Source organism: Allobosea sp. LjRoot9 (genome assembly GCF_964252745.1).
GTDB lineage: Bacteria > Pseudomonadota > Alphaproteobacteria > Rhizobiales > Beijerinckiaceae > Allobosea.
The window spans coordinates 1-19,864 of sequence record NZ_CAXUPC020000005.1 but is presented as its reverse complement, the minus strand read 5'-3'; the positions used below and the strand labels follow the sequence as shown (position 1 = coordinate 19,864).

Here is a 19,864-nt window from a genome sequence, read left to right as displayed (position 1 = left end):
ACCGCTTACGTCGTGCGCGCCTTTATCAGGGCGGTCAGCTCGTCATCGCTCGCGGGCATCTCGATATCGATGGCGACGAAGAGGTCGCCGACCGCGCCCTTCTCCCCCTTCAGCCCCTTGCCGCGCAGGCGGAACTGCCGGGCCGTGCCGGTCAGGGGCGGAATCGTCATCTCGACGGCGCCGGTCAGCGTCGGCACATGCAGCGGGCCGCCAAGCACCGCCTTGGCGAGCGGCACCGGCACGCGGGTGCGCAGATCATTGCCCTCGACCGTGAAGCGTGGATCGGGCTTGATCTTGATCGTCATCATCACGTCGCCGGCCTCGCCCGAATGCGGGTCGACCTGGCCGAGGCCGCGCAGGCGCATGACCTTGCCGTCGGCGACGCCCTCGGGGATCGTGACCTCGACCTCGCGCCCGCCCGGCAGCCGGACGCGCCGCGACGCGCCCGCCACCGCCTGCGCCAACGTCACCTCCAGCGTAAAGCTCTGCTCCGGCGGTTTCTGCGCCTCCGGCTTGGCCCGGGCGCCACGCCGCGCCGCGTCGCCGAAGAGCGAGCCGAAGATATCGGCCGGGTCGAAGCCGGCATCCTGCCCGCCGCGGCCGAAAGGCTGGCCGCCGCCCTGGCCGAAATTGAATTCAAAGCCGCCAGCGCGGCCGCCGCGCCCGGCGCCCATGCCCTCGAAGCCAGCGAATTTGGGCTTGCCCTCGGCATCGATCTCGCCGCGGTCGAACTGCTTGCGCTTGGTTTCGTCGCCGAGAATCTCATAGGCGCCGTTGAGTTCGGCGAAACGGTCCTGCGCCTTGGGATCGTCCCGGTTGCGATCGGGATGCAGATCCTTGGCCCGCTTCCGGTAAGCCTTCTTGATCTCGTCCTCTTTGGCCGACCGGGCGACGCCCAGAACCTGATACGGATCGCGCATTCATAGACCCCATTCGCACGACGGAAGCTGCCAGGCGGCTGCGTGCAGCCAGCAGCCTTCCGCCAACAACCCGATATCTGGGAATGGTGTGGCCTGAACGCAACATCCCGCGCAAAGATCGCGATCGACGATCGTCCGCCTGCCGCTCAGGTCAGGCCTTTCCAGGGCTGGACATCCTTGACCGCCCAGTCGCCGCCCGAGGGGCGACAGGCCGTGCCTTGCAACTTGGCCGGCTTGGCCTGCATCTGGACGCTGGCGATGAAGGCGCGACAAATCTCGTCGGAACGCAGGAACGGGCCGCCGACGGGAATGAAGGAGCCCTTGATGCCACTCTGGGGATTGTCCCAGGACACCGCCGCGCCGTTGCCCTGCGGGTCGAGCGCCACGGCCATCGCCCCATCGGCCCGGCGCATGTCCTCAGGTCCGAGATCGGAGGCGAGCGAGGCGAGCGCTCCGCCCTTGGCCGGGCTCTGTATCGGCGGGATCGAGGATGTCGTGGCGACCTCGTCCTCGCTCTTGGAGGACAACCCCAGGATCGGGAACGAGACCGAGCAGCCGCCGCTGAACAAGGCCAGCCCGAGCACCCCGCCGACCATGACCGAACGCATGGATGCATAGCGCGCAGGAGGGCTTTGGATCGCCCCCGTCGCTGCCCTATACAGACTTGCTCTCACACCCCAAATCACAGATCGCGCTCGCCCGACGCCTACCTAGAACCAGCAAGGATTAAGCACGTGGAACGGTTAACGACCGGTGACTTCACCCAGGCGGATGAGCCATTCGCTCTGTTCCATGACTGGCTGCAGGAGGCGACGAAGTCCGAGCCGAACGATCCCACCGGCATGGCGCTGTCGACGGTCGACGCCGACGGCATGCCCAATAGCCGCATGGTCCTGCTGAAGGGCTATGATGCGGACGGCTTCGTCTTCTACACCAACACCGAAAGCCAGAAGGGGCAGGAGCTGCTCGGCCAGGGCAAGGCGGCCGCGCTCTTCCACTGGAAGAGCCTGCGCCGGCAGGTCCGGATTCGCGGCCCGGTCTCGCTGGTGACGGACGCCGAGGCCGACGCCTATTTCCAGTCGCGTCCGCGCGACAGCCGCATCGGCGCCTGGGCCTCGCAGCAGTCACGCCCCCTGGAAAGCCGCTTTGCGCTGGAGAAGGCGGTCGCGAGCTATGCTGCGAAATTCGGCCTGGGCACGATCCCGCGGCCGCCGCATTGGACCGGCTTCCGAATCGAGCCCGTCTATATCGAGTTCTGGCGCGACGGCGCATTCCGTCTGCATGATCGCGTCGTGTTCCGCCGCCCCTCGGCAGCCGAGCCCTGGTCGCGCACGCGCCTCTACCCCTGAGGATAATCTCCATGGCGATGCCAAAACTCGATTTTCCCAAGACCGAGGCCGGCAACCGCCCGGTCATGCTGCTGACGGGCGCTAGCCGTGGCATCGGCCATGCGACCGTGATGCAGTTCGCCATGGCGGGCTGGCGCATCCTGTCCTGCTCGCGCCAGGCCTTTTCCGACAAATGCCCCTGGCCCTCGGGCGCCGCTGATCACGTCCAGATCGATCTCGGCGACCCCGAAGACACGATGCGCGGCATCGCCGAGATCAAGAAGCGCTTGGCCGCCGAGGGCGGCAAGCTCAACGCGCTGGTCAACAATGCCGGTATTTCGCCAAAGGGGCCGCAGGGCGGCCGGCTCGGCGCCGCAACGACCTCCTTCAACGACTGGCACAAGGTCTTCCAGGTCAATTTCTTCGCGCCGATCATGCTGGCACGCGGCCTGCTCGATGAATTGACGACGGCCAAGGGCGCGATCGTCAACGTGACCTCGATCGCCGGCTCCCGCGTCCACCCCTTCGCGGGCGCTGCTTACGCCACCTCCAAGGCCGCGCTCGCCAGCCTGACCCGCGAGATGGCCGCCGATTTCGGGCCGCTCGGCATCCGCGTGAACTCGATCTCACCGGGTGAAATCGACACCGCCATCCTCTCGCCCGGCACGGAGAAGATCGTCGCGACCCTGCCGCTGCAGCGCCTCGGCAAGACCGACGAGGTCGCCAAGGCGATCTATTTCCTCTGCACCGACTCCTCGAGCTATGTCACGGGCTCCGAGCTCCACATCAATGGCGGGCAGCACGTGTGACGGGCGATAGCGGACAGGTCATCCGGTTTCCAGCCGTCGGCAAGGCGCCGGCAAGGCCGGTTCTGGCGGCCTCCGTCGCCGTATTCCGCGACGGCAAGGTCCTGCTGGCGACGCGAACCAAGCCGCCGGCCGACCAGCTCTGGTCGCTGCCGGGCGGTAAGGTCGAACCCGGCGAGACCTTGGAGGAAGCCGCCTTGCGCGAGCTCGAGGAGGAGGTCGGCGTCAAGGCGCGCATCCTCGGCTTCAACCGCCATGTCGAAATCTTCGGCCGCGACGCCAAGGGCGGCGTCACGCATCATTTCGTCGTCGCCTCCTTCGTCGGTGAATGGCTCTCGGGCGAGCCGACGACCGGGCCGGAGGCCGGCGCCGTGATGTGGGCCGATCCGCTGCGCCTCGGCGGCTTGCCGACGACGCGCGAACTCGGCGATGTCCTCAGGCGCGCCCAGAGCTTACTGCACGATGCCTTGCGGCGCGATACCGGGCACGGTTCGTGAGGCGGGCCGCGGTCCTGGCCTTGGCGCTCATAGTCGCGCTTTCGCTTGGCGAAGCTGCCGCGCAGACGCAGCGCCCTGCCGCGAACGCGCCCAAGCCCACGACTGAGCCGGGCGAGCCGCCCCCCCCGCCTTACGAGCCGCAACTCCTGAGCCTGGCCGAGGTCATGGGTTCGCTTGCCTATCTGCGCACCCTTTGCGCCGGCAAGGAGGCCGAGGATTGGCGCGCGCGCATGACCGCGCTGATCGACGCCGAAGGCCGCACGCCGCAGCGCCGCGAGCGCCTGACCAGCGCCTATAATCGCGGCTTCCGCGCCTATTCGGCGACGCATCGCACCTGTACCGACGGCAGCCAGGAAGCCTCGGCGCGTCTGGCAAGCGAAGGCGAACGCCTCGCCCGGCTTCTCGCCGGCCGTTATGGCGGCTAGGGCGTTTTCGAACGCAGTGGCCCTAGCCGGCTCTTAACCACAAACTCTCACGGCTGCGTTAACCTTTCTTAAAGGGGATGGTGGCCGGGCGAGCCGGCTTTGCGTATGACTATACGTCTGTCGATGGCACGGATTCTCCCGCACGGGACTTCGGGCCGCATGTTCAGGTCCAAGCCGCAGAGTCTCCGCCTCGATGTCGACTTCTCCAGACGATCTGCCGCTCGATCCCACCCTGGGCGAGGACCGTAGCGACGCAAGACGCGTCGCCTATGGCTATGTCGAAGACGCCTTCAACGAAGCGCAGCAGGATGGGCTCGACAGCGACGCACTGGCCCATGCCGCCCTCTTCGCCGCCTTCCGCACGCTGGTCGAGACCTATGGCGAGGAAGCCACCGCCGTCTTCGCCGAAGCGCTGCCCGGCAAGGTGCGCGGCGGCGCCTTCACCAGCGGCACCCGGCACTAACCTCTTAGGCATCCGGCTTTAGAAGCTGCCTGGCTATCTGCATCGCCCTGCAGCAAGCCTTTGCTGCGACTGCGGCACAACTGCAACTCTGCCGGAGAAGTTGAAACTGGGCCGCGACATGTGTGTTTGCCCGCGAATCGCCGTTGTCTAAAGAAGGGAGATAAGGGGTGATTCGATCAGGGTAACTCAGCATGCGTATCGCTACGCTTTGCCTATTGTCGCTCTTTTGCCTGCTTTCCGGCCTGACGATGGAAGTCCAGGCTGCCGACGCGGTCGCGCTCGCACCAGCCTTGCCCGCTCTGGCGCGGGATGTGTGGATTTCCGAGATTCGGGGCGGCGCCTATCTGCATGACCCGACCAGCCCCGAAAGCGGCTCCGTCGACCTCAATCTCGAAGTCCTCTCGGTTAAGCCGTTGCTGCCGACCGATCCGGTTCTGGCGCTGCTGGTTCCGCGCTTCCATCTCGGCGGCTCGCTCAACACGGCCGGCAAGACCAGCCATGTCTATGGCGGCCTGACCTGGACCTTCGACATCACCTCGAAACTCTTCGTCGAGGGCGCCTTCGGCCTTGCCTTCCACAATGGCGATACCGGCCGCTATGTGCCGGTGGGCCACGCCGCGCTCGGCTGCACACCGCTTTTGCGCGAGGCCGGCTCGCTCGGCTATCGCCTCGACGCCAATTGGACGGTGATGGCGACGGTCGAGCACATGTCCAATGCCGGCCTCTGCAACGCCAATCGCGGCCTCACCAACTACGGCCTCAAGCTCGGTTATATTTTCTAGAGCGTTGCAGCCGCGCCGCGTGCCGTCGCAGCGCGCTCCTCCATCAGGGCGCGCTCCTTGGTGTTGCGCGTCAATGTAACGGCGCGGTCGAAGGCTGCCGCCGCCTCGCCATGCCGCCCGAGCTTGGCCAGCAGATCCCCGCGCACGCTCGGCAGCAGATGGTACCCGCGCAGCGCCGGCTCGTCGGCCAGCGCATCGACCAGTACCAGCCCCGCCGCCGGCCCCTCCGCCATCGAGACCGCGACGGCCCGGTTGAGCTCGACGATCGGCGACGGGTTTATCGCGGCGAGCACGGCATAGAGCGCGGCGATTCGACGCCAGTCCGTTTCGTCGGCCGTGCGCGCCCGGGCGTGGCAGGCCGCCAACGCCGCCTGCAGCAGGTAAGGGCCGGGCGTCGCGCCGGCGAGCCTTTGCGCCCGCTCCAGCGCCTTGAGCCCACGCCCGATCAGGAGCTGGTCCCAGCGGGCGCGATTCTGGTCGAGCAGCAGGATCGGCTCGCCATCGGGACCGAGTCGCGCCCGCAATCGCGAGGCCTGCAATTCCATCAGGGCGACGAGACCATGCACCTCCGGCTCCTGCGGCGCGCGCTCCGCCAGGATGCGGCCGAGCCGCATCGCCTCCTCGCACAGCGCCGGCCGGACCCAGTCATGGCCGGCGGTCGCGGCATAGCCCTCGTTGAAGATCAGATAGACCACCTCCAGAACCGAGGCGAGGCGCTGCGCCAGCTCGGCGCCATGAGGCACCTCGAAAGGCACGCGCGCATCGGCCAGCGCCTTCTTGGCGCGCACCAGGCGCTGCGCCATGGTCGGTTCCGGCACGAGGAAGGCGCGCGCGATCTCCTCCGTCGTCAGCCCGCCGAGCAGCCTCAGCGTCAGAGCGAGCCGGGCTTCCGTCGAGAGCACCGGGTGGCAGGCCGTGAAAATCAGGCGCAATAGGTCGTCGCCGACCTCGTCGTCGAGCGCCGCGTCGAGGTCCGGCATCGCCAGCGCCTCTGCCTCGCTGTCGTGGCCGAGTTCCTCATGCTTGCGCTGAAGCAGCTTGTCGCGGCGCAGGGCATCGATGGCGCGGTGCTTGGCCGCCTGCATCAGCCAGGCGCCGGGGTTGCGCGGAACGCCCTCCCGCGGCCATTGCGCCAGCGCCGCGACCAGCGCGTCCTGCGCCAGTTCCTCGGCGCGTCCGATATCGCGGGTCAGGCGCACGAGACCCCCGATCAGCTTCGGGGCTTCGATCCTGTAGACCGTCTCGATAGCGCGGTGTGCATCGCTCGCCGACATGACGGGCGATACACACCATCAGTGGCCTCCTCTGGCAAGCGGCGTCGACCGCCGGCAGGAGAGGATTCAGCCCTTGTCGCCGATCTCGGTCTTGAGGCGATCCCACGTCGCCGCAGCCTCCGGGGTCACGATCTCGCCGAAATCAGCCAGCTCGTAGAGCGGGCGGATCTCGATTTCGGACGGACCGGGCATCGGATTGGGGCAACGCTTGACCCATGCGATCGCCTCGTCGAGCGACTTGCACTCCCAGAGCCAGAAGCCGGCGACCAGCTCCTTGGTCTCGGCGAAAGGACCATCGACGACGGCCCGCTTGGCGCCGTCGAACTGCACGCGTGCGCCCTTCGAGCTCGGCTGCAGGCCGTCGCCTCCCTTCATGATACCGGCTTTCACGAGTTCCTCGTTATACGCCATCATTGCGTCGAGCAGTTCTTGGGTCGGCGGCGCGCCGGCTTCGCTGTCGGTCGTCGCCTTGACCATCACCATGAAACGCATCGGTTTTCTCCTTTGGGGCGGAAGCGGCGGAGGCGATGCCTCGCGCCTTCCGGGTTGAATGGGTGCGCGGGCTTCGGTCCGGTCAGCCCTTCTTCTCGATCTCGGCGCGCAGCCGGTCTTCCTGCTCGCGCAATTCCGGCGTCATCGCCTCGCCGAAATCCTCCATCTCGAAGACGGGCCGCAGCTCGATCTCGGTGCCCCCGTCGAAGGGCGCGCGCTTGAGCCATTCGACAGCCTCGTCGAAGGACTTGACCTGCCAGAGCCAGAAGCCGGCCAGCAGCTCCTTGGTCTCCGCGAAGGGGCCGTCGGTGATCGTGCGCTCGGCTCCCGAGAAGCGCATGCGCAAGCCCTTCCTGCTCGGATGCAACCCTTCGCCCGCCAGCATGACGCCGGCTTTCACGAGTTCCTCGTTATACGCCCCCATCTTCGTGAAAATGTCCTCGCTCGGCATGATGCCGGCTTCGCTGTCCTTGTCGGCCTTGACCAGAACCATCACACGCATCGGAATTCTCCTTGGATTTTCAGCTTCAGGAGGCAGGCTCGGCGAGCGTCTATCGCCACCTTCAAAACCTGCTCTCTGACATCACGTCGAACGGGCCGCACCCAGATCGACAGGCTGCTTAAAAAAATTTGCTAGGCGTTGGCCGTCATCCGCTCGCGGCGCACAATCTCGGCCTCGCTCGGCTGCGCCTGCGCGAAGGATCCGGTCCTGATCTCGCCCTCGCGGCGATAGCGGCTCATCACCACGCCGGTCGACGAGGCCTTGCTGTCGACGAGCTTGAGCGCGGCCGGGATCGCGCCCTCGCCGAACATGCGCTTGCCCTTGCCCAGCACGAGCGGGAAGACCAGCAGGTCGATCTCGTCGATCAGGTCATGCCTGAGCAGCGTCTGGATCAGCACGCTGCTGCCCTGGATCAGGAGTTTCGGCCCGTCCTGCTGCTTCAATCTGGCGACATCGGCGGCGACATCGTGCAAGGCAACAGAATTCTGCCAGGTCAACGGCGCGTCGGACGAGGTCGCGACATATTTCGTCGTGGTGTTGAACGCCCTGGCGATCGGATCCTCATCGCCGGCATAGGGCCAGTGTGCGGCGAAGATCTCATAGGTCCTGCGGCCGAGCAGCAGGTCGAACGGCTCATCGAAGAGCTTGCCCATGAGCTCGCCCATCGCCTCATCCCAATAATGGAAGGTCCAGCCGCCGTGGCTGAAGCCGCCAGCCGTATCCTCTTCCGGCCCGCCAGGCGCCTGCATCACGCCGTCCAGCGACAGGAAGGTCGCGGCAACGATCTTTCTCATCTCGGTTCTCCCGTTTGCAGTGAGGACCGTTGCGCGAGCTCGCGCAACCGGTCTCTGCCCTCACGTCGAACGGGCACGGGCGGGATCGACAGCCCGGCAAAAATATTTTGACGCGCCTAGAGGGTGACCGAACCGCCCTGCCCGTTCGCCAGCAGCGCCTCGGCCTTCTCGACGATCTCGGCGATGATTGTCGCGGCGGGCAAAACCTCGTGCACCAGCCCCGCCCCTTCGCCGGCGATGACGGCGGCGATGTCGAAATCGCCCGCCTCGCGCGCCGCCTGATAGTGCGGCGCCTCGGTCCGGATATTCTGCATCAATGCGACCTCGCGCCCGTTCCAGCGCTCGGCATGCGCATTCACCAGGCAGCGGCCGGTGAAGGGCGCCGGCCAGACATTCTGGCGCGAGATGTCGAAGATCAGCCCGCGAATCGTGTCGTCGCCGGAGGCCGCAACGATGCGCTCCTTCGCCGCCGCATGGCCCGCCGCCTCGAGGCTGGCATAGAGCCGCGTGCCCAGCACCACGCCCTGGGCGCCCAGCATCAAGGCCGCCGCGAGCCCGCGCCCATCGGCCACGCCGCCCGCCGCGACCACGATCGCGCGGTCAGCGACCGCGTCGACGACCGCCGGCACCAGCGCGAAGGTGCCGCGCGACGCACCGTGCCCGCCCGCTTCCGACCCTTGTGCTACGATGATGTCGGCCCCCTTCGCCACCGCGTCGCGCGCCATCTCGACCGACTGCACCTGGCAGATCAGCCGCGCTCCGGCAGCCTTGATCTTGTCGGCGAAGGGCTCGGGATCGCCGAACGAGAGCCAAACCGCGTCGGGCTTGGCAGCGAGCGTGAGGTCGAGCAGCTCCGGCTGCCTGGCCAGGCCCCAGGTGATGAAGCCGACGCCGAAGCGAAACGGCGACGCCTCGCGGGCCTCCACCAGCTTGGGAAGCTCCCTGCCCAGCCAGGCGGCGTCGCCATAACCGCCGCCCAATATGCCGAAGCCGCCGGCCTCCGAGACCACGCGCGTCAGCCTAGCGTCAGCTACGAGATCCATAGCTGCGAGCAGGATGGGATGCCTGACACCCAGCATCCGGGTCAGAGGAGTCGTGATCGTCATGATGTTGGTCCTCGCCGCAGGCTTCCAGTCGACAGCGAGGTTAGATCATCCTATCGTTCTGCTAAAATGAATTGTTAAGATTATAGCCATCTGGAAATAAGAACGCCAGTCGATGGATCTCAACGAACTGACCACTTTCACCGCCGTGGCTCGCTCCGGCGGCATCTCCGCGGCAGCGCGGGAAATCCATACGGTCCAGTCCAATGTCACGATGCGGATCAAGGCGCTGGAGGACGAGATCGGTCTCGCACTGTTCGAGCGCCACAGCCGTGGCATGGCGCTGACGGAAGCCGGCCAGCGCCTGCTGCCCTATGCCGAGCGCGTGCTCTCGCTGCTGCGGGAGGCGAAGGTCGCGGCGCGCGACAATGCCGCCGAGCAGGGCGTGCTGCAGCTCGGCTCGATGGAGACGACCGCCGCAATCCGCCTGCCGCCGCTACTGGCGGCGTTCCACCAGGCCTGTCCCGCCGTGCGCCTGAGCCTCCAGACCGGGCCGACCGCACAACTCGTCGAGGGCGTCCTGCGCCGCGAGATCGACGGCGCCTTCGTGGCAGGCCCGATCCAGCATGACGAGATCGCAGCCCTGCCGGTCTTCGAGGAGACGCTGGGGCTGGTGACCCCGGAGGCGATCGACGATCTCGACGCCCTCAGGCGCAGCGCCTCGACCGGGCTGAGCGTGCTGACCTTCCGCCCCGGCTGCTCCTATCGCCAGCGTCTGGAGCAGGTGCTGGCACGCCTCGGACTGCCCTCCTATGCCCGGCTCGAATTCGGCACGCTGGACGGCATTCTCGGCTGCGTCGCCGCCGGCGTCGGCATTACCTTGCTGCCCAAGGCGGTGTTCATGCAGTCGGCCCAGCGCGACGCTCTGCGCTGGCACGCAATCGACGGCGATGAAGGCGCCGTGACGACGCTCTTCATCCGCCGCCGCGACGCCTATGAGAGTCGCGCCTTGCAGCGTTTCCTCGGGCTCATGCGACCTGACGCGGCAGCGCCTCCAGGAAGCGCGCCGGCTCACCCTGAGCTGGTGTGACGATCTCGCTCTCCCACATCACCTTCTGCCCGCGCACATAGGTACCGACCGGCCAGCCGGTGACGGTGACGCCGTCATAGGGCGTCCAGCCGCATTTCGAGGCGGCCCACTCATTGGTGATCGTCTCCCGGCGCTTGAGATCGACGATGGTGAGATCGGCGTCGTAGCCTGCCGCGATCCGGCCCTTGCCTTCAAGCCCGAAGATGCGCTGCGGGCCATGGCTCGACAGATCGACGAAGCGCTCCAGCGTGAGCCTGCCGGCATTGACATGGTCGAGCATGATCGGAACCAACGTCTGCACACCCGGCATGCCGGAATGGCTGGCGGGATAGGCGTGGTGCTTCTCCTCATGCGTATGCGGCGCATGGTCGGAGCCGAGCACATCGACAATGCCTTGCTCAACGCCCCACCAGATGCGCTGACGATGGCTGTCGTCGCGGATCGGTGGGTTCATCTGGGCATAGGTGCCGAGCCGCTCATAGCAATCGGGCGCAACCAGCGTCAGGTGATTCGGCAGGACCTCGACGGTGGCGACATCCTTGTGATCCCTAAGGAAGACCATCTCCTCGGCGGTCGAGATGTGCAGGATGTGGACGCGCGCCCCGGTCTCGCGCGCAATCCGCACCAGCCGCTGCGTGCAGGTCAGCGCCACCTCTGGCGAGCGCCAGACCGGATGGCTCGACGGATCGCCCGCGACGCGCAGGCCCATGCGCTCGCGCAGCATGGTCTCGTCCTCGGAATGGAAGGCGGCGCGGCGGCGCGTGCGCTTCAGAATCTCGGCGACGCCCTTGTCGTCCTCGACCAGGAGATCGCCGGTCGAGGAACCCATGAACACCTTGATACCGGCGGCGCCGGGCAAGCGCTCCAGCTCGGCGACATGCTTGGCATTCTCATGCGTGCCGCCGACCCAGAAGGCGAAGTCGCAATGCATGCGGTGGCGCCCGCGCCGGATCTTGTCGGCGAGCGCCGCCTCGTCCGTGGTCTGGGGAATGGTGTTGGGCATCTCGAAGACGGTGGTGACGCCACCCAGTACGGCGGCGCGTGAGCCGGTCTCCAGATCTTCCTTATGGTCGAGCCCCGGCTCGCGGAAATGCACCTGTGAATCGATCACGCCGGGCAGGATATGCAGGCCGGTGCAATCGACGGTCTCAGCCGCAGAGGCGCGGGAGAGATCGCCGAGCGCGACGATCTTGCCGCCGGTGATGCCGAGGTCGCGCGCAACGCGGCCATCCTGGTTCACCACAGTGCCGCCCTTGAGGATGACATCGTAGGTCTGCGGCATGGCTTGTCTCCGGGTAGTTGAGCAAAGGGCGGATGCGGCCTACCTATCCACAGACTCGCCATCTCGGAAGCGGAAACAGCTTTCGGGTGGCACAATGATCCCTTTCGGCTGACGAGCCCCGGCAGGGAATTGAGAACTGGAACGGCTGCCCATGTCCGCAACCCGATTGATCGATCGCGGCGTCATCCGCGTCAGCGGCGAGGATGCCCGCGATTTCCTGCAGAACCTCGTGACCAACGATCTCGATCCGGTCACGCCGGAGCGAGCCGGCTATGGCGCGCTGCTGACACCGCAAGGCAAGATCATCTGCGACTTCTTCATCGTCGCGCTGTCACATGAAGATGGCGGCGGCTTCCTGCTCGACGTTCCGCTGCTCCAGACCACTGACCTGATGAAACGCCTGAAACTCTACAAGCTGCGTGCCAAGGTCACCCTCGACGATCTCAGCGAGGCCAGCGCCGTCATCGCCTCGACCGACGGCTCGCCCTTGCCGGAGGATTCAGGCCTCATCTATGCCGATCCGCGCCTGCCCGCGCTCGGCCAGCGCGCCATCACAGACCGCGCCGGTGTCGAGGAGATCGCTGCCGACGATACCGAGACCTATCATGCCAGGCGGATCGCCTTGGGCGTGCCCGATGGCGGCAGGGACTTCGCCTATGGCAACGCCTTCCCACATGAAGCGCTGCTCGACCAGCTCGGCGGCGTCTCGTTCAAGAAGGGCTGCTATATCGGCCAGGAGGTCGTCTCGCGCATGCAGCATCGCGGCACGGCGCGCACCCGCATCGTGCCGGTGGTCTTCACCGAAGGGATCGCCTGCGAAACCGGGGCCGAGGCGACGGCCGGAACCAAGGCGCTCGGGCGCATCGGCTCGGGCGCAAAGGGGCGCGGGCTTGCCATGCTCCGGCTCGACCGTGTCGCGGATGCGCTCTCCGAGGGCCTGACACTCAATGGCGGCGGCCTCGCCTTCGTTCTGGCCAAACCCGATTTCATCCGCTTCCCCTTCCCCGGCGAACCGGACTTCGGAGCAGCCGCATGAGCGGGCGCGCCGCCGTCGAGGGGCCGGACGGGAAATTCCGCTGCGTCTGGCCGGGAACCGACCCGCTCTACCTCGCCTATCACGACACCGAATGGGGCGTGCCGGAATATGATTCCCGCGCCTTGTTCGAGAAGCTGATCCTCGACGGCTTCCAGGCCGGGCTCGCCTGGATCACCATCCTGCGCAAGCGCGACGCCTTCCGCGCCGGCTTCGCCAATTTCGAGCCGGAGGCGATCGCACGCTTCACCGAAGCCGATGTGCTGCGCCTGCTCGCCGACCCCGGCATCATCCGCCATCGCGGCAAGATCGAGGGCGCAATCAAGAGCGCGCGCGCCTATCTCGCCATCAGCGAGCGCGAGCCCTTCGCCGATTTCCTCTGGAAGCATCTCGACGGCCGCATCACCCAGAATGCCTTCCGCACCCATGAGGAGGTGCCGACGCAAACGAAGATCTCCGAGGCCATGGCCAAGGAATTGAAGAAAGCCGGCTTCACCTTCTGCGGTCCGACCATCGTCTACGCCTTCATGGAGGCGTGCGGGCTGGTCAACGACCATCTCACCGGCTGCTTTCGCTGGCAGGAATGCGCCGTGCTGGCGCGCGATACCCGTCCGGCAGCCTGAGCATGGCCAAGCCCCCCGCTCCGCCGCGCGCCTGGCAGCGCATGCTGTCGGGTCGCCGGCTCGATCTGCTCGACCCTTCCCCGCTCGACATCGAGATCGAGGACATTGCTCACGGCCTCGCCCGCGTCGCCCGCTGGAACGGCCAGACGCACGGCGCCCATTCCTTCTCGGTGGCGCAGCACAGCCTGCTGGTCGAGGCGATCGCCAGCCATCTCAACCCGGACTGGTCCGATGCCTGGCGCTTGATGGCCTTGCTGCACGACGCACCGGAATACGTCATCGGCGACATGATCTCGCCCTTCAAGGTGGTGATGGGCGACGCCTATAAGAGCGTGGAGCTGCGGTTGCTGACCGCGATCCATCTGCGCTTCGCCTTGCCGGCTACGACGCCGGCCGTGCTCAAGCGCAAAACCAAGGAGGCCGATATGGTCGCCGCCTTCTTCGAGGCGACGGAGCTTGCCGGCTTCGCACGGGACGAGGCGTTGCGCTTCTTCGGCCGGCCCCAGGCGCTGCCGCGCGCGGTCATGGCCTGGCTCGACCCGCTCGACACCGAAACCGCCCAGGCCCGCTTCCTTGCGCGCTTTGCGGAGCTCTCCGGCGCCTGATCAGATCAGGCGCCGCCCTTCACATCGACAGATAGGCCTTGGTCACGATGCGCTGGAACAAGGCGTTCATCGCCTCCGCGATGCCCTGGCTCGGGCTGACCTCGAAATACAGGCCCGGCGACGCGCAAGCCTGCATATTGGTCGGGATCGTGGCCGAGAACGGCTTGATCCAGGTGTTGTACCAGCTATTCGTCGGCAAAGGCAGATAGGTCGTATAGAGCACCGCGATCTTGATGCCGCGATCCTTGATCGTCTTGCAGAAGCTGGTGTCGATCGGCTCCTGGCAGCGCCCGCCTGTCGTCGGCTGCGAGCAGCCGCTCGGATTGTAGAAGTCGCCGACGCCGTCGGAGACGAAGTAGAGCACCTTCTGCGGCGAGGCCGCGCTCGATCCGTCTCCCGGATTATCGATCACCGCGTTCATGCTCGTCAGCGTCGCGTCGAAATCGGTGCATTGGTCGTTGTTGTATCCCGCAGAGGGAATCGTCATCAGGTCGATGGCCGCCGCCGAGGTCTTCGCGGCAGTGAGGTCGGAGGTGATCGACTGGATCGTCGTCAGCTTCTTGCCATTGCAGGAGGGCCCCATGGTGTAGGCCGCCATGCGATATTGGCCGGTCAGCGTCGCGGTCGATTTGGCCGTATCCATCAGTTGCTGCGAGGCCGAGCGCACCACGTCGATGCGCATCTGCACGCCGAGCGACTTGGCGAGCGTGTAGTAGTCGCTGGTCGCCTTATCCATCTGATGGCAGGCGAAGGCGCATTTGTCCGAGGTCTTGGCCACCATCACAGCGATGTCGTCCGTCGTCGCGGCCACGCCCATCGAAGGCGAATTGTCGAGCAGCAGGAAGAAGTCGATGAAGGGCGCGCGCGCTCCTGCAGCGCTCGACGTACCCGAGACCACGACCTTGCCCTGGCCGACGAAGCTGGCGAAATAGGTCGGGTAATTCGCGCTGTAGACGACCTTGGCCGAGCGGCTCAGCCCGACATTGGTGATCTCGACCGTCCGGCTCACCAGCATGCCTTTGTAGCTCGCGGCATTGGCGTCGAAGATCTTCTCCGCATCGGCCTTGGAATCGGCGATCGATTTCAACATCGCCGCTTGCGAGACGGCCGCGAGCGCAGCCGAATCCGCCGCCGCATTGAGCTGGATCCTGGCGTTCGCCGCCTCGGTGTAGTCGATCAGCCCGCCCACCAGCGCGAGGATCGGCACGAGCGCAATCGCGAACAACGTGAGCACATTGCCGCTCCGGTCGGATCGAAACGACCGCACAGCCCGACGCAAGGACCCGATCCGCATCATCGACTTGGCATCCCAAAACCCAAAAACCGCATTCGGCCCAGAAAGCGATGGGGTCTGGAACTTACGAATTGATAAAATCGACTATCGGAACTGGCCTCTATCGCGGAAATGCAGTGAAGAAATTATTGTATTTACAACTATAGAGAGCGATTTTTGAGATATACAATCAAGATTGGGGCGGGATGCTTGGCCGTGCAGCCCCCTTTAACCACACAGCCCTCATCCTGAGGAGGCCGCATTGCGGCCGTCTCGAAGGATGCTCCAGATCACGCCAGAGCCTCCTGGACCATCCTTCAAGACGCAGCCTGAAGGCTGCTCCTCAGGATGAGGGCTCGGCAAGGACACGCCATAAGGAAGAAGCGCCAGCAGCGTATGCCCCTCGCCAGCGCCCCCAACGATCACATCGTCAGGCGCACCGCGCTGATCTCGCTGGCGATCTGCTTGAAGATCGGGCTGAGCTGTGAGGCAGCGGTCACTTCGAAATACTTGCCGGCATCCGACGCGCAGGCCTTGAGCAGGTCTCGGTTCCCATCCATGACGCGAACCGTATAGACGACGATTCCCGCGGTCAGGGCATTGGCGCAGGCGAGTTTGGTGCGCGCATCGATGTTCGGATTCGAGGTCGAGCCATCTCCCTCGAAGCGGTTCTTGGTGTTGTCGCCATCGGTCAGCAGGATCATGAACTTCTTCAAGCGCGGCGTGGTGAGCGGTTTTGCTTCAGTGAAGGGCGCGCCCGGGCTCAGGGTCGCCATGCCCCAGGCGGCGCCGATCGTCACATTGGTCGCGCCGACCGGCGTCATCTCATTGATGCGCTGCGTCAAGGCATCCCAATTGCTCGTCAACGGCATGACCTTCGCCTGGGTCGACGGGGAATAGGCGTCACAGAAATCGGCCGGATAGGCGCTCCCATTGGTGCCGCCGCCATCGCCGTCCTGGACGTCATAGTTCTTGTCGCGGTCGGCAACGCAGCCCTGCCAGCTCATCTTAGTGATCTTGGTCGTGGTGCAGCTATAGGACCAGCCCCAGCCGCTGCAGCTCTCCTGCGTCTGGTCCCAACGCAGCCAGGTCGCGTTCTTGTTGCTCGTATCGAGGATGACCCGCGTCGAGAACGGCACGATCGAGATCCTGATCTGGTCCGTCTCGGCGGTCGCATCCTTCATGATCTTCAGGAGATCGAGCGAAGCGGTCCTCAGCGCTTCGATCTTGCCCGATGAGGCCATCGAGCCGGTATTGTCGAGCACCAGAGCGAGCTCGATCGTGTTGGTTCCCCATGACGACTGGCTGCTGCTGCTGGTCTGGATGGCATTCTGGCTGATCAGTTGCGTCAGGCTTGCCGTCAGGCTCGCCGTGGCGCTGATGTTGATCGTGCGGGCGGTGCGGTCGATGGTGACCGTGGCGCCACTGAACCCATTCGCGGCGTCGCCATGCAGGTTCGCGCGGATCCAGCCATTGATGCGGTCACGCAATTGCGCGTCGGTCAGCTTCGCCGCGTCGCGCGCGGCCATCAGCGCGGCGGAATCAATCGCCGCGTTCAGCATGGTGCGCATCGTGGTGGCGCGGGAATAGTCGACCGCCGCGCCGACCAGCCCGAGGACCGGGATCATGGCGAAGCCGAACAGCATCATGACATTGCCCGAGCGGTCTTTCGCAAAACCCGCGCAAAGCGACATGAACCGCGTCGCCCCGACCCTGATCCGCTCCATCTCCAGCCACCCCTCAACCTTGCGCCGCTTTCGGCTGGGAGAGCGATGCGTCCAGGACCTTACGAATCGCTAAAATTGATCATAGGAATTCGACGCTATCTCGCAGTTGCTGTGAATAACGTTGCGTCAACACAACTTATGAGTGTATTTATAGAGTCATTCACTCAAAAAGGACGCGTCACTTCCTGCGCCGAAACCGGCGCATGGCCGAGATCATTTTTTCCAAATCGAGAAAGGTGATCCGTCTTTTTTCCGGATTTCGAGAAAGACAACGCTGAGACATGATGCTGGTAGCATTCGCGCCGCAGGGAGAAGACCATGTCGCCAGCTCAAGCCAACGGCCTCAGCCTGCCCAAGGGCGTCGTCATCACGGGCGCGCTCGGCCCGCGCTTCGATGAGATCCTCACGTCCGACGCGCTCGCCTTCGTCGCCGATCTGCAGCGCCGCTTCAACAAGACGCGCAAGCGCCTGCTGAGCCTGCGCGCCGAGCGCCAAAAGCGCTTCGACGCCGGCGAGACGCCCGACTTCCTGGCCGAGACCCGCCATATCCGCGAGGGCGACTGGAAGGTCGCGCCCATCCCCGCCGATCTGCAGGACCGCCGCGTCGAGATCACCGGTCCGGTCGACCGCAAGATGATCGTCAACGCGCTGAACTCGGGCGCGAAGGTCTTCATGGCCGATTTCGAGGATGCCTCCTCGCCGGTCTGGGCCAATATGATCGAAGGCCAGCTCAACCTCAGGGACCGCTGGGCCGGCAAGATCGATTTCACCGATAAGACCACCGGCAAGGCCTACAAGCTCAAGGACAAGCCGGCTGTCCTGATCATCCGCCCGCGCGGCTGGCATCTGCCGGAAGCCCATATCGAGATCGACGGCGAGATCGCTTCGGGCTCCCTGGTCGATTTCGGCCTCTATGTCTTCCACAACGCCAAGGCTGCGCTGGCGGCGGGCTCGGGCCCCTATTTCTACCTGCCCAAGCTCGAGAGCCATCTCGAGGCTCGCCTCTGGAACGATGTTTTCGTTGCGGCCCAGAACGCGCTCGGCCTGAAGGTCGGAACGATCAAGGCCACCGTCCTGATCGAGACCCTGCCCGCCGCCTTCGAGATGGACGAGATCCTGTTCGAGCTGAAGGACCATATGGCGGGCCTGAACTGCGGCCGCTGGGATTACATCTTCTCCTTCATCAAGAAGCTCGCTCGCAACGCGGCCTACGTCCTGCCCGACCGCTCGCAGGTCGTGATGACCAAGGCTTTTCTGCGAGCCTATTCGCTGCTCCTGATCAAGACCTGCCATCGCCGCGGCGCCTTCGCCATGGGCGGCATGGCGGCCCAGATCCCGGTCAAGAACAATCCTGAGGCCAATGCGGCAGCCTTCGCCAAGGTCAAGGCCGACAAGGAGCGCGAAGCCGGCGACGGCCATGACGGCACCTGGGTCGCCCATCCCGACCTCGTCCCCGTCGCCATGGAGGTGTTCGACCGGCTGATGCCGCAGGCCAACCAGCTCGACAAGCTGCGCGAGGACGTGCAGGTCGGCCGCGAGAACCTTCTGGAAGTCCATCAGGGCACGCGCTCGGAAGAGGGCTTCCGCGAGAACATCCGCGTCGGCGTGCAATATCTCGAAGCCTGGCTGCGCGGCCGCGGCGCGGTGCCGATCTACAATATGATGGAGGACGCTGCGACCGCCGAGATCAGCCGCGCCCAAATCTGGCAGTTCGTGCAATACGGCGTCGAGGTCGATGGCGGCACGAAAGTCACCGCCGATCTGTTCAAGCGCTGCCTCACCGAGGAGATGGAGCGCGTCAAGGGCGAGCTGGGGGCCGACGCCTTTGACAAGGGCCGCTTCCCCGAAGCGATCGCGCTGTTCTCGCAGCTCTCGCTCGCGCCGGAGTTCGAGGAATTCCTGACCGTCCCGGCTTATGGGAAGTTGTGAGGACCTCTGCAAAGAGATCGAAGCGCCGCTGCGAAGCGGCGCTTCGTTTCATCAGTCAGGTGCCGATCATCGGCCCAGTCCGATAGGCTCGTCCTTCGCCTTGCCCCGTTCCGGCTGATTTCAGTCCATCCGGGCCAAAAGCTGCTCCAGCTCCACGAGGAAGCGTGGCCACCCGGCCTTGGCGCCCTGATAGGCCTGCACTTGATCGGGCCTGAAGCCCGACTGCTCCATGCGCAGATGCGTCCCGCCGGGTGTCGGAGTCAGCGTCCAGGTGACGACACTCTCGAGGCCGTAAGCGCCCCAGCTATAGGACAGTGCCCTGTTCGGCTCGATAGCCAGGACCTGACAGTCAACAGCACCCCAATCGGCGCGAAGGCTGAAACGGTGGTCCATGACAGGCTTGAAGTCGTTCTTCATCAGCCACTCCGCGATCAATTGCGGCTGCGTGAGCGCTCGCCAGATCTTTTCCGGCGGATGAGAGAGCTCCCGCTCGACAACGACGGAGCGGATCTCGGTCAATGTTTCGGTCATTGGTCCATCCTCTTCAGTAGGTCTTCGAGATCATCGAAACGGGCTTCCCAGAACCCGGCCATCTGGCTTGTCCAATCGATCAGCGGGGTCAGGGCGCCGGGCTGCGCGCAATAATGCGTCTGGCGACCTTGATGGCGATCACGCACCAGCCCGGCCTGCTTCAGCACCCCGAGATGTTTCGACACCGCCGGCTGCGAGACGCCGGCCCGGGCCGTCAGAGCCCCAACCGTCTGCTCGCCGTCACGGCACAGCCGCTCGAAGATGGCCCGCCGGGTCGGGTCGGAGAGTGTCCTGAAGAGCATGTCGTGGCTGCCTGGCATTGAATCCATAACTCGTTGGTTATTGTTTTGATCAATAACCAGGGAGTTATGAGTATGTCAACCGAGGACGCGCGCGCAGCGATCGCCGCAGCGCATAAGCGCAAGCGGGGATTTCGCGCGCCTTC

At 65.4% G+C, this 19,864-nt stretch carries 24 protein-coding genes; 11 read left to right on the top strand and 13 right to left on the bottom strand.

What is annotated here, in order from left to right:
* Positions 1-5: 5 nt before the first annotated feature.
* Together ACSQ3P_RS19850 and ACSQ3P_RS19845 are read right to left on the bottom strand one after the other, a co-directional pair.
* A complete protein-coding gene (locus ACSQ3P_RS19850; RefSeq protein ID WP_436167218.1) occupies positions 6-920 on the bottom strand; it encodes a DnaJ C-terminal domain-containing protein in 915 nt (304 codons plus the stop codon).
* A 146-nt stretch (positions 921-1,066) separates the two neighbouring features.
* On the bottom strand, positions 1,067-1,528 hold the full coding sequence (locus ACSQ3P_RS19845; protein ID WP_436167217.1) for an RT0821/Lpp0805 family surface protein: 462 nt from the start codon (positions 1,526-1,528) through the stop codon (positions 1,067-1,069).
* Positions 1,529-1,654: 126 nt separating this feature from the next.
* On the opposite strand from ACSQ3P_RS19845, the gene pdxH reads away from it, so the two are divergent.
* The 6 genes from pdxH to ACSQ3P_RS19815 all read left to right on the top strand — a co-directional run bounded on the left by pdxH (position 1,655) and on the right by ACSQ3P_RS19815 (position 5,221).
* On the top strand, positions 1,655-2,269 hold the full coding sequence (gene pdxH, locus ACSQ3P_RS19840) for a pyridoxamine 5'-phosphate oxidase (RefSeq protein ID WP_436167216.1): 615 nt from the start codon (positions 1,655-1,657) through the stop codon (positions 2,267-2,269).
* 65 nt (positions 2,270-2,334) lie between these two features.
* Positions 2,335-3,057 carry an SDR family NAD(P)-dependent oxidoreductase gene (locus ACSQ3P_RS19835; RefSeq protein ID WP_083269918.1) on the top strand — a complete coding sequence of 241 codons (723 nt, stop codon included), beginning with the start codon at positions 2,335-2,337 and terminating at the stop codon, positions 3,055-3,057.
* Positions 3,054-3,551: an NUDIX hydrolase gene (locus ACSQ3P_RS19830; RefSeq protein WP_436167215.1), complete on the top strand. Its 498-nt coding sequence runs from the start codon at positions 3,054-3,056 to the stop codon at positions 3,549-3,551. Before ACSQ3P_RS19835 ends, ACSQ3P_RS19830 begins: the two co-directional genes overlap by 4 nt.
* A 20-nt stretch (positions 3,552-3,571) precedes the next feature.
* Positions 3,572-3,976, top strand: a complete 405-nt coding sequence (locus tag ACSQ3P_RS19825; protein WP_436167214.1) for a TIGR02301 family protein — start codon at positions 3,572-3,574, stop codon at positions 3,974-3,976.
* A gap of 193 nt (positions 3,977-4,169) precedes the next feature.
* A complete protein-coding gene (locus tag ACSQ3P_RS19820; protein WP_436167213.1) occupies positions 4,170-4,439 on the top strand; it encodes a hypothetical protein in 270 nt (89 codons plus the stop codon).
* Positions 4,440-4,630: 191 nt separating this feature from the next.
* The gene (locus ACSQ3P_RS19815; RefSeq protein WP_436167212.1) at positions 4,631-5,221 is read left to right on the top strand and encodes an acyloxyacyl hydrolase; all 591 of its coding nucleotides are present in this window, start codon (positions 4,631-4,633) and stop codon (positions 5,219-5,221) included.
* Here ACSQ3P_RS19815 and ACSQ3P_RS19810 read toward each other — a convergent pair.
* The 5 genes from ACSQ3P_RS19810 to ACSQ3P_RS19790 form a co-directional block, all read right to left on the bottom strand.
* Entirely contained in the window at positions 5,218-6,495 is a 1,278-nt protein-coding gene (locus ACSQ3P_RS19810) for an RNA polymerase sigma factor (RefSeq protein WP_436167211.1), read from the bottom strand. The genes ACSQ3P_RS19815 and ACSQ3P_RS19810 overlap by 4 nt on opposite strands.
* A 66-nt stretch (positions 6,496-6,561) precedes the next feature.
* On the bottom strand, positions 6,562-6,987 hold the full coding sequence (locus tag ACSQ3P_RS19805) for a YciI family protein (RefSeq protein ID WP_436167210.1): 426 nt from the start codon (positions 6,985-6,987) through the stop codon (positions 6,562-6,564).
* Between the two features lie 82 nt (positions 6,988-7,069).
* Entirely contained in the window at positions 7,070-7,489 is a 420-nt protein-coding gene (locus ACSQ3P_RS19800; protein WP_436167209.1) for a YciI family protein, read from the bottom strand.
* A 131-nt stretch (positions 7,490-7,620) separates the two neighbouring features.
* Positions 7,621-8,283 (bottom strand): dihydrofolate reductase family protein, encoded by a 663-nt coding sequence (locus tag ACSQ3P_RS19795; protein WP_436167208.1) that lies wholly within the window; start codon positions 8,281-8,283, stop codon positions 7,621-7,623.
* Positions 8,284-8,399: 116 nt separating this feature from the next.
* On the bottom strand, positions 8,400-9,389 hold the full coding sequence (locus tag ACSQ3P_RS19790; RefSeq protein WP_436167207.1) for an NAD(P)H-dependent flavin oxidoreductase: 990 nt from the start codon (positions 9,387-9,389) through the stop codon (positions 8,400-8,402).
* A gap of 112 nt (positions 9,390-9,501) precedes the next feature.
* Between ACSQ3P_RS19790 and ACSQ3P_RS19785 the strand changes: the two genes are divergently transcribed.
* Positions 9,502-10,416, top strand: coding sequence for a LysR substrate-binding domain-containing protein (locus tag ACSQ3P_RS19785; protein WP_436167206.1), 915 nt, complete (start codon positions 9,502-9,504; stop codon positions 10,414-10,416).
* On the opposite strand, the gene ACSQ3P_RS19780 is transcribed toward ACSQ3P_RS19785, so the two are convergent.
* Positions 10,355-11,698 (bottom strand): dihydroorotase, encoded by a 1,344-nt coding sequence (locus tag ACSQ3P_RS19780; RefSeq protein WP_436167205.1) that lies wholly within the window; start codon positions 11,696-11,698, stop codon positions 10,355-10,357. The two genes, ACSQ3P_RS19785 and ACSQ3P_RS19780, sit on opposite strands and share 62 nt — an antisense overlap.
* 151 nt (positions 11,699-11,849) lie before the next feature.
* Between ACSQ3P_RS19780 and ygfZ the strand changes: the two genes are divergently transcribed.
* The 3 genes from ygfZ to ACSQ3P_RS19765 are packed head-to-tail and all read left to right on the top strand — an operon-like array spanning position 11,850 to position 13,959.
* A complete protein-coding gene (gene ygfZ / locus ACSQ3P_RS19775; protein WP_436167204.1) occupies positions 11,850-12,734 on the top strand; it encodes a CAF17-like 4Fe-4S cluster assembly/insertion protein YgfZ in 885 nt (294 codons plus the stop codon).
* On the top strand, positions 12,731-13,354 hold the full coding sequence (locus ACSQ3P_RS19770) for a DNA-3-methyladenine glycosylase I (protein ID WP_436167203.1): 624 nt from the start codon (positions 12,731-12,733) through the stop codon (positions 13,352-13,354). Before ygfZ ends, ACSQ3P_RS19770 begins: the two co-directional genes overlap by 4 nt.
* Positions 13,355-13,356: 2 nt before the next feature.
* Entirely contained in the window at positions 13,357-13,959 is a 603-nt protein-coding gene (locus ACSQ3P_RS19765) for a YfbR-like 5'-deoxynucleotidase (protein WP_436167202.1), read from the top strand.
* Between the two features lie 19 nt (positions 13,960-13,978).
* Here ACSQ3P_RS19765 and ACSQ3P_RS19760 read toward each other — a convergent pair whose 3' ends face one another.
* From ACSQ3P_RS19760 to ACSQ3P_RS19750, 3 genes are all read right to left on the bottom strand, one after another.
* Positions 13,979-15,253 carry a TadE/TadG family type IV pilus assembly protein gene (locus tag ACSQ3P_RS19760; RefSeq protein WP_436167512.1) on the bottom strand — a complete coding sequence of 425 codons (1,275 nt, stop codon included), beginning with the start codon at positions 15,251-15,253 and terminating at the stop codon, positions 13,979-13,981.
* 401 nt (positions 15,254-15,654) lie between these two features.
* Positions 15,655-16,959 carry a pilus assembly protein TadG-related protein gene (locus ACSQ3P_RS19755; protein WP_436167201.1) on the bottom strand — a complete coding sequence of 435 codons (1,305 nt, stop codon included), beginning with the start codon at positions 16,957-16,959 and terminating at the stop codon, positions 15,655-15,657.
* A gap of 164 nt (positions 16,960-17,123) precedes the next feature.
* Positions 17,124-17,279, bottom strand: coding sequence for a hypothetical protein (locus ACSQ3P_RS19750; protein WP_436167200.1), 156 nt, complete (start codon positions 17,277-17,279; stop codon positions 17,124-17,126).
* Between ACSQ3P_RS19750 and aceB the strand changes: the two genes are divergently transcribed.
* Positions 17,278-18,888 carry a malate synthase A gene (gene aceB / locus ACSQ3P_RS19745; RefSeq protein ID WP_436167199.1) on the top strand — a complete coding sequence of 537 codons (1,611 nt, stop codon included), beginning with the start codon at positions 17,278-17,280 and terminating at the stop codon, positions 18,886-18,888. The genes ACSQ3P_RS19750 and aceB overlap by 2 nt on opposite strands.
* Positions 18,889-19,008: 120 nt before the next feature.
* Here aceB and ACSQ3P_RS19740 read toward each other — a convergent pair whose 3' ends face one another.
* Together ACSQ3P_RS19740 and ACSQ3P_RS19735 are read right to left on the bottom strand one after the other, a co-directional pair.
* On the bottom strand, positions 19,009-19,419 hold the full coding sequence (locus ACSQ3P_RS19740) for an SRPBCC family protein (protein ID WP_436167198.1): 411 nt from the start codon (positions 19,417-19,419) through the stop codon (positions 19,009-19,011).
* Positions 19,416-19,739: an ArsR/SmtB family transcription factor gene (locus ACSQ3P_RS19735; protein WP_436167197.1), complete on the bottom strand. Its 324-nt coding sequence runs from the start codon at positions 19,737-19,739 to the stop codon at positions 19,416-19,418. Before ACSQ3P_RS19735 ends, ACSQ3P_RS19740 begins: the two co-directional genes overlap by 4 nt.
* Positions 19,740-19,864: the final 125 nt, after the last annotated feature.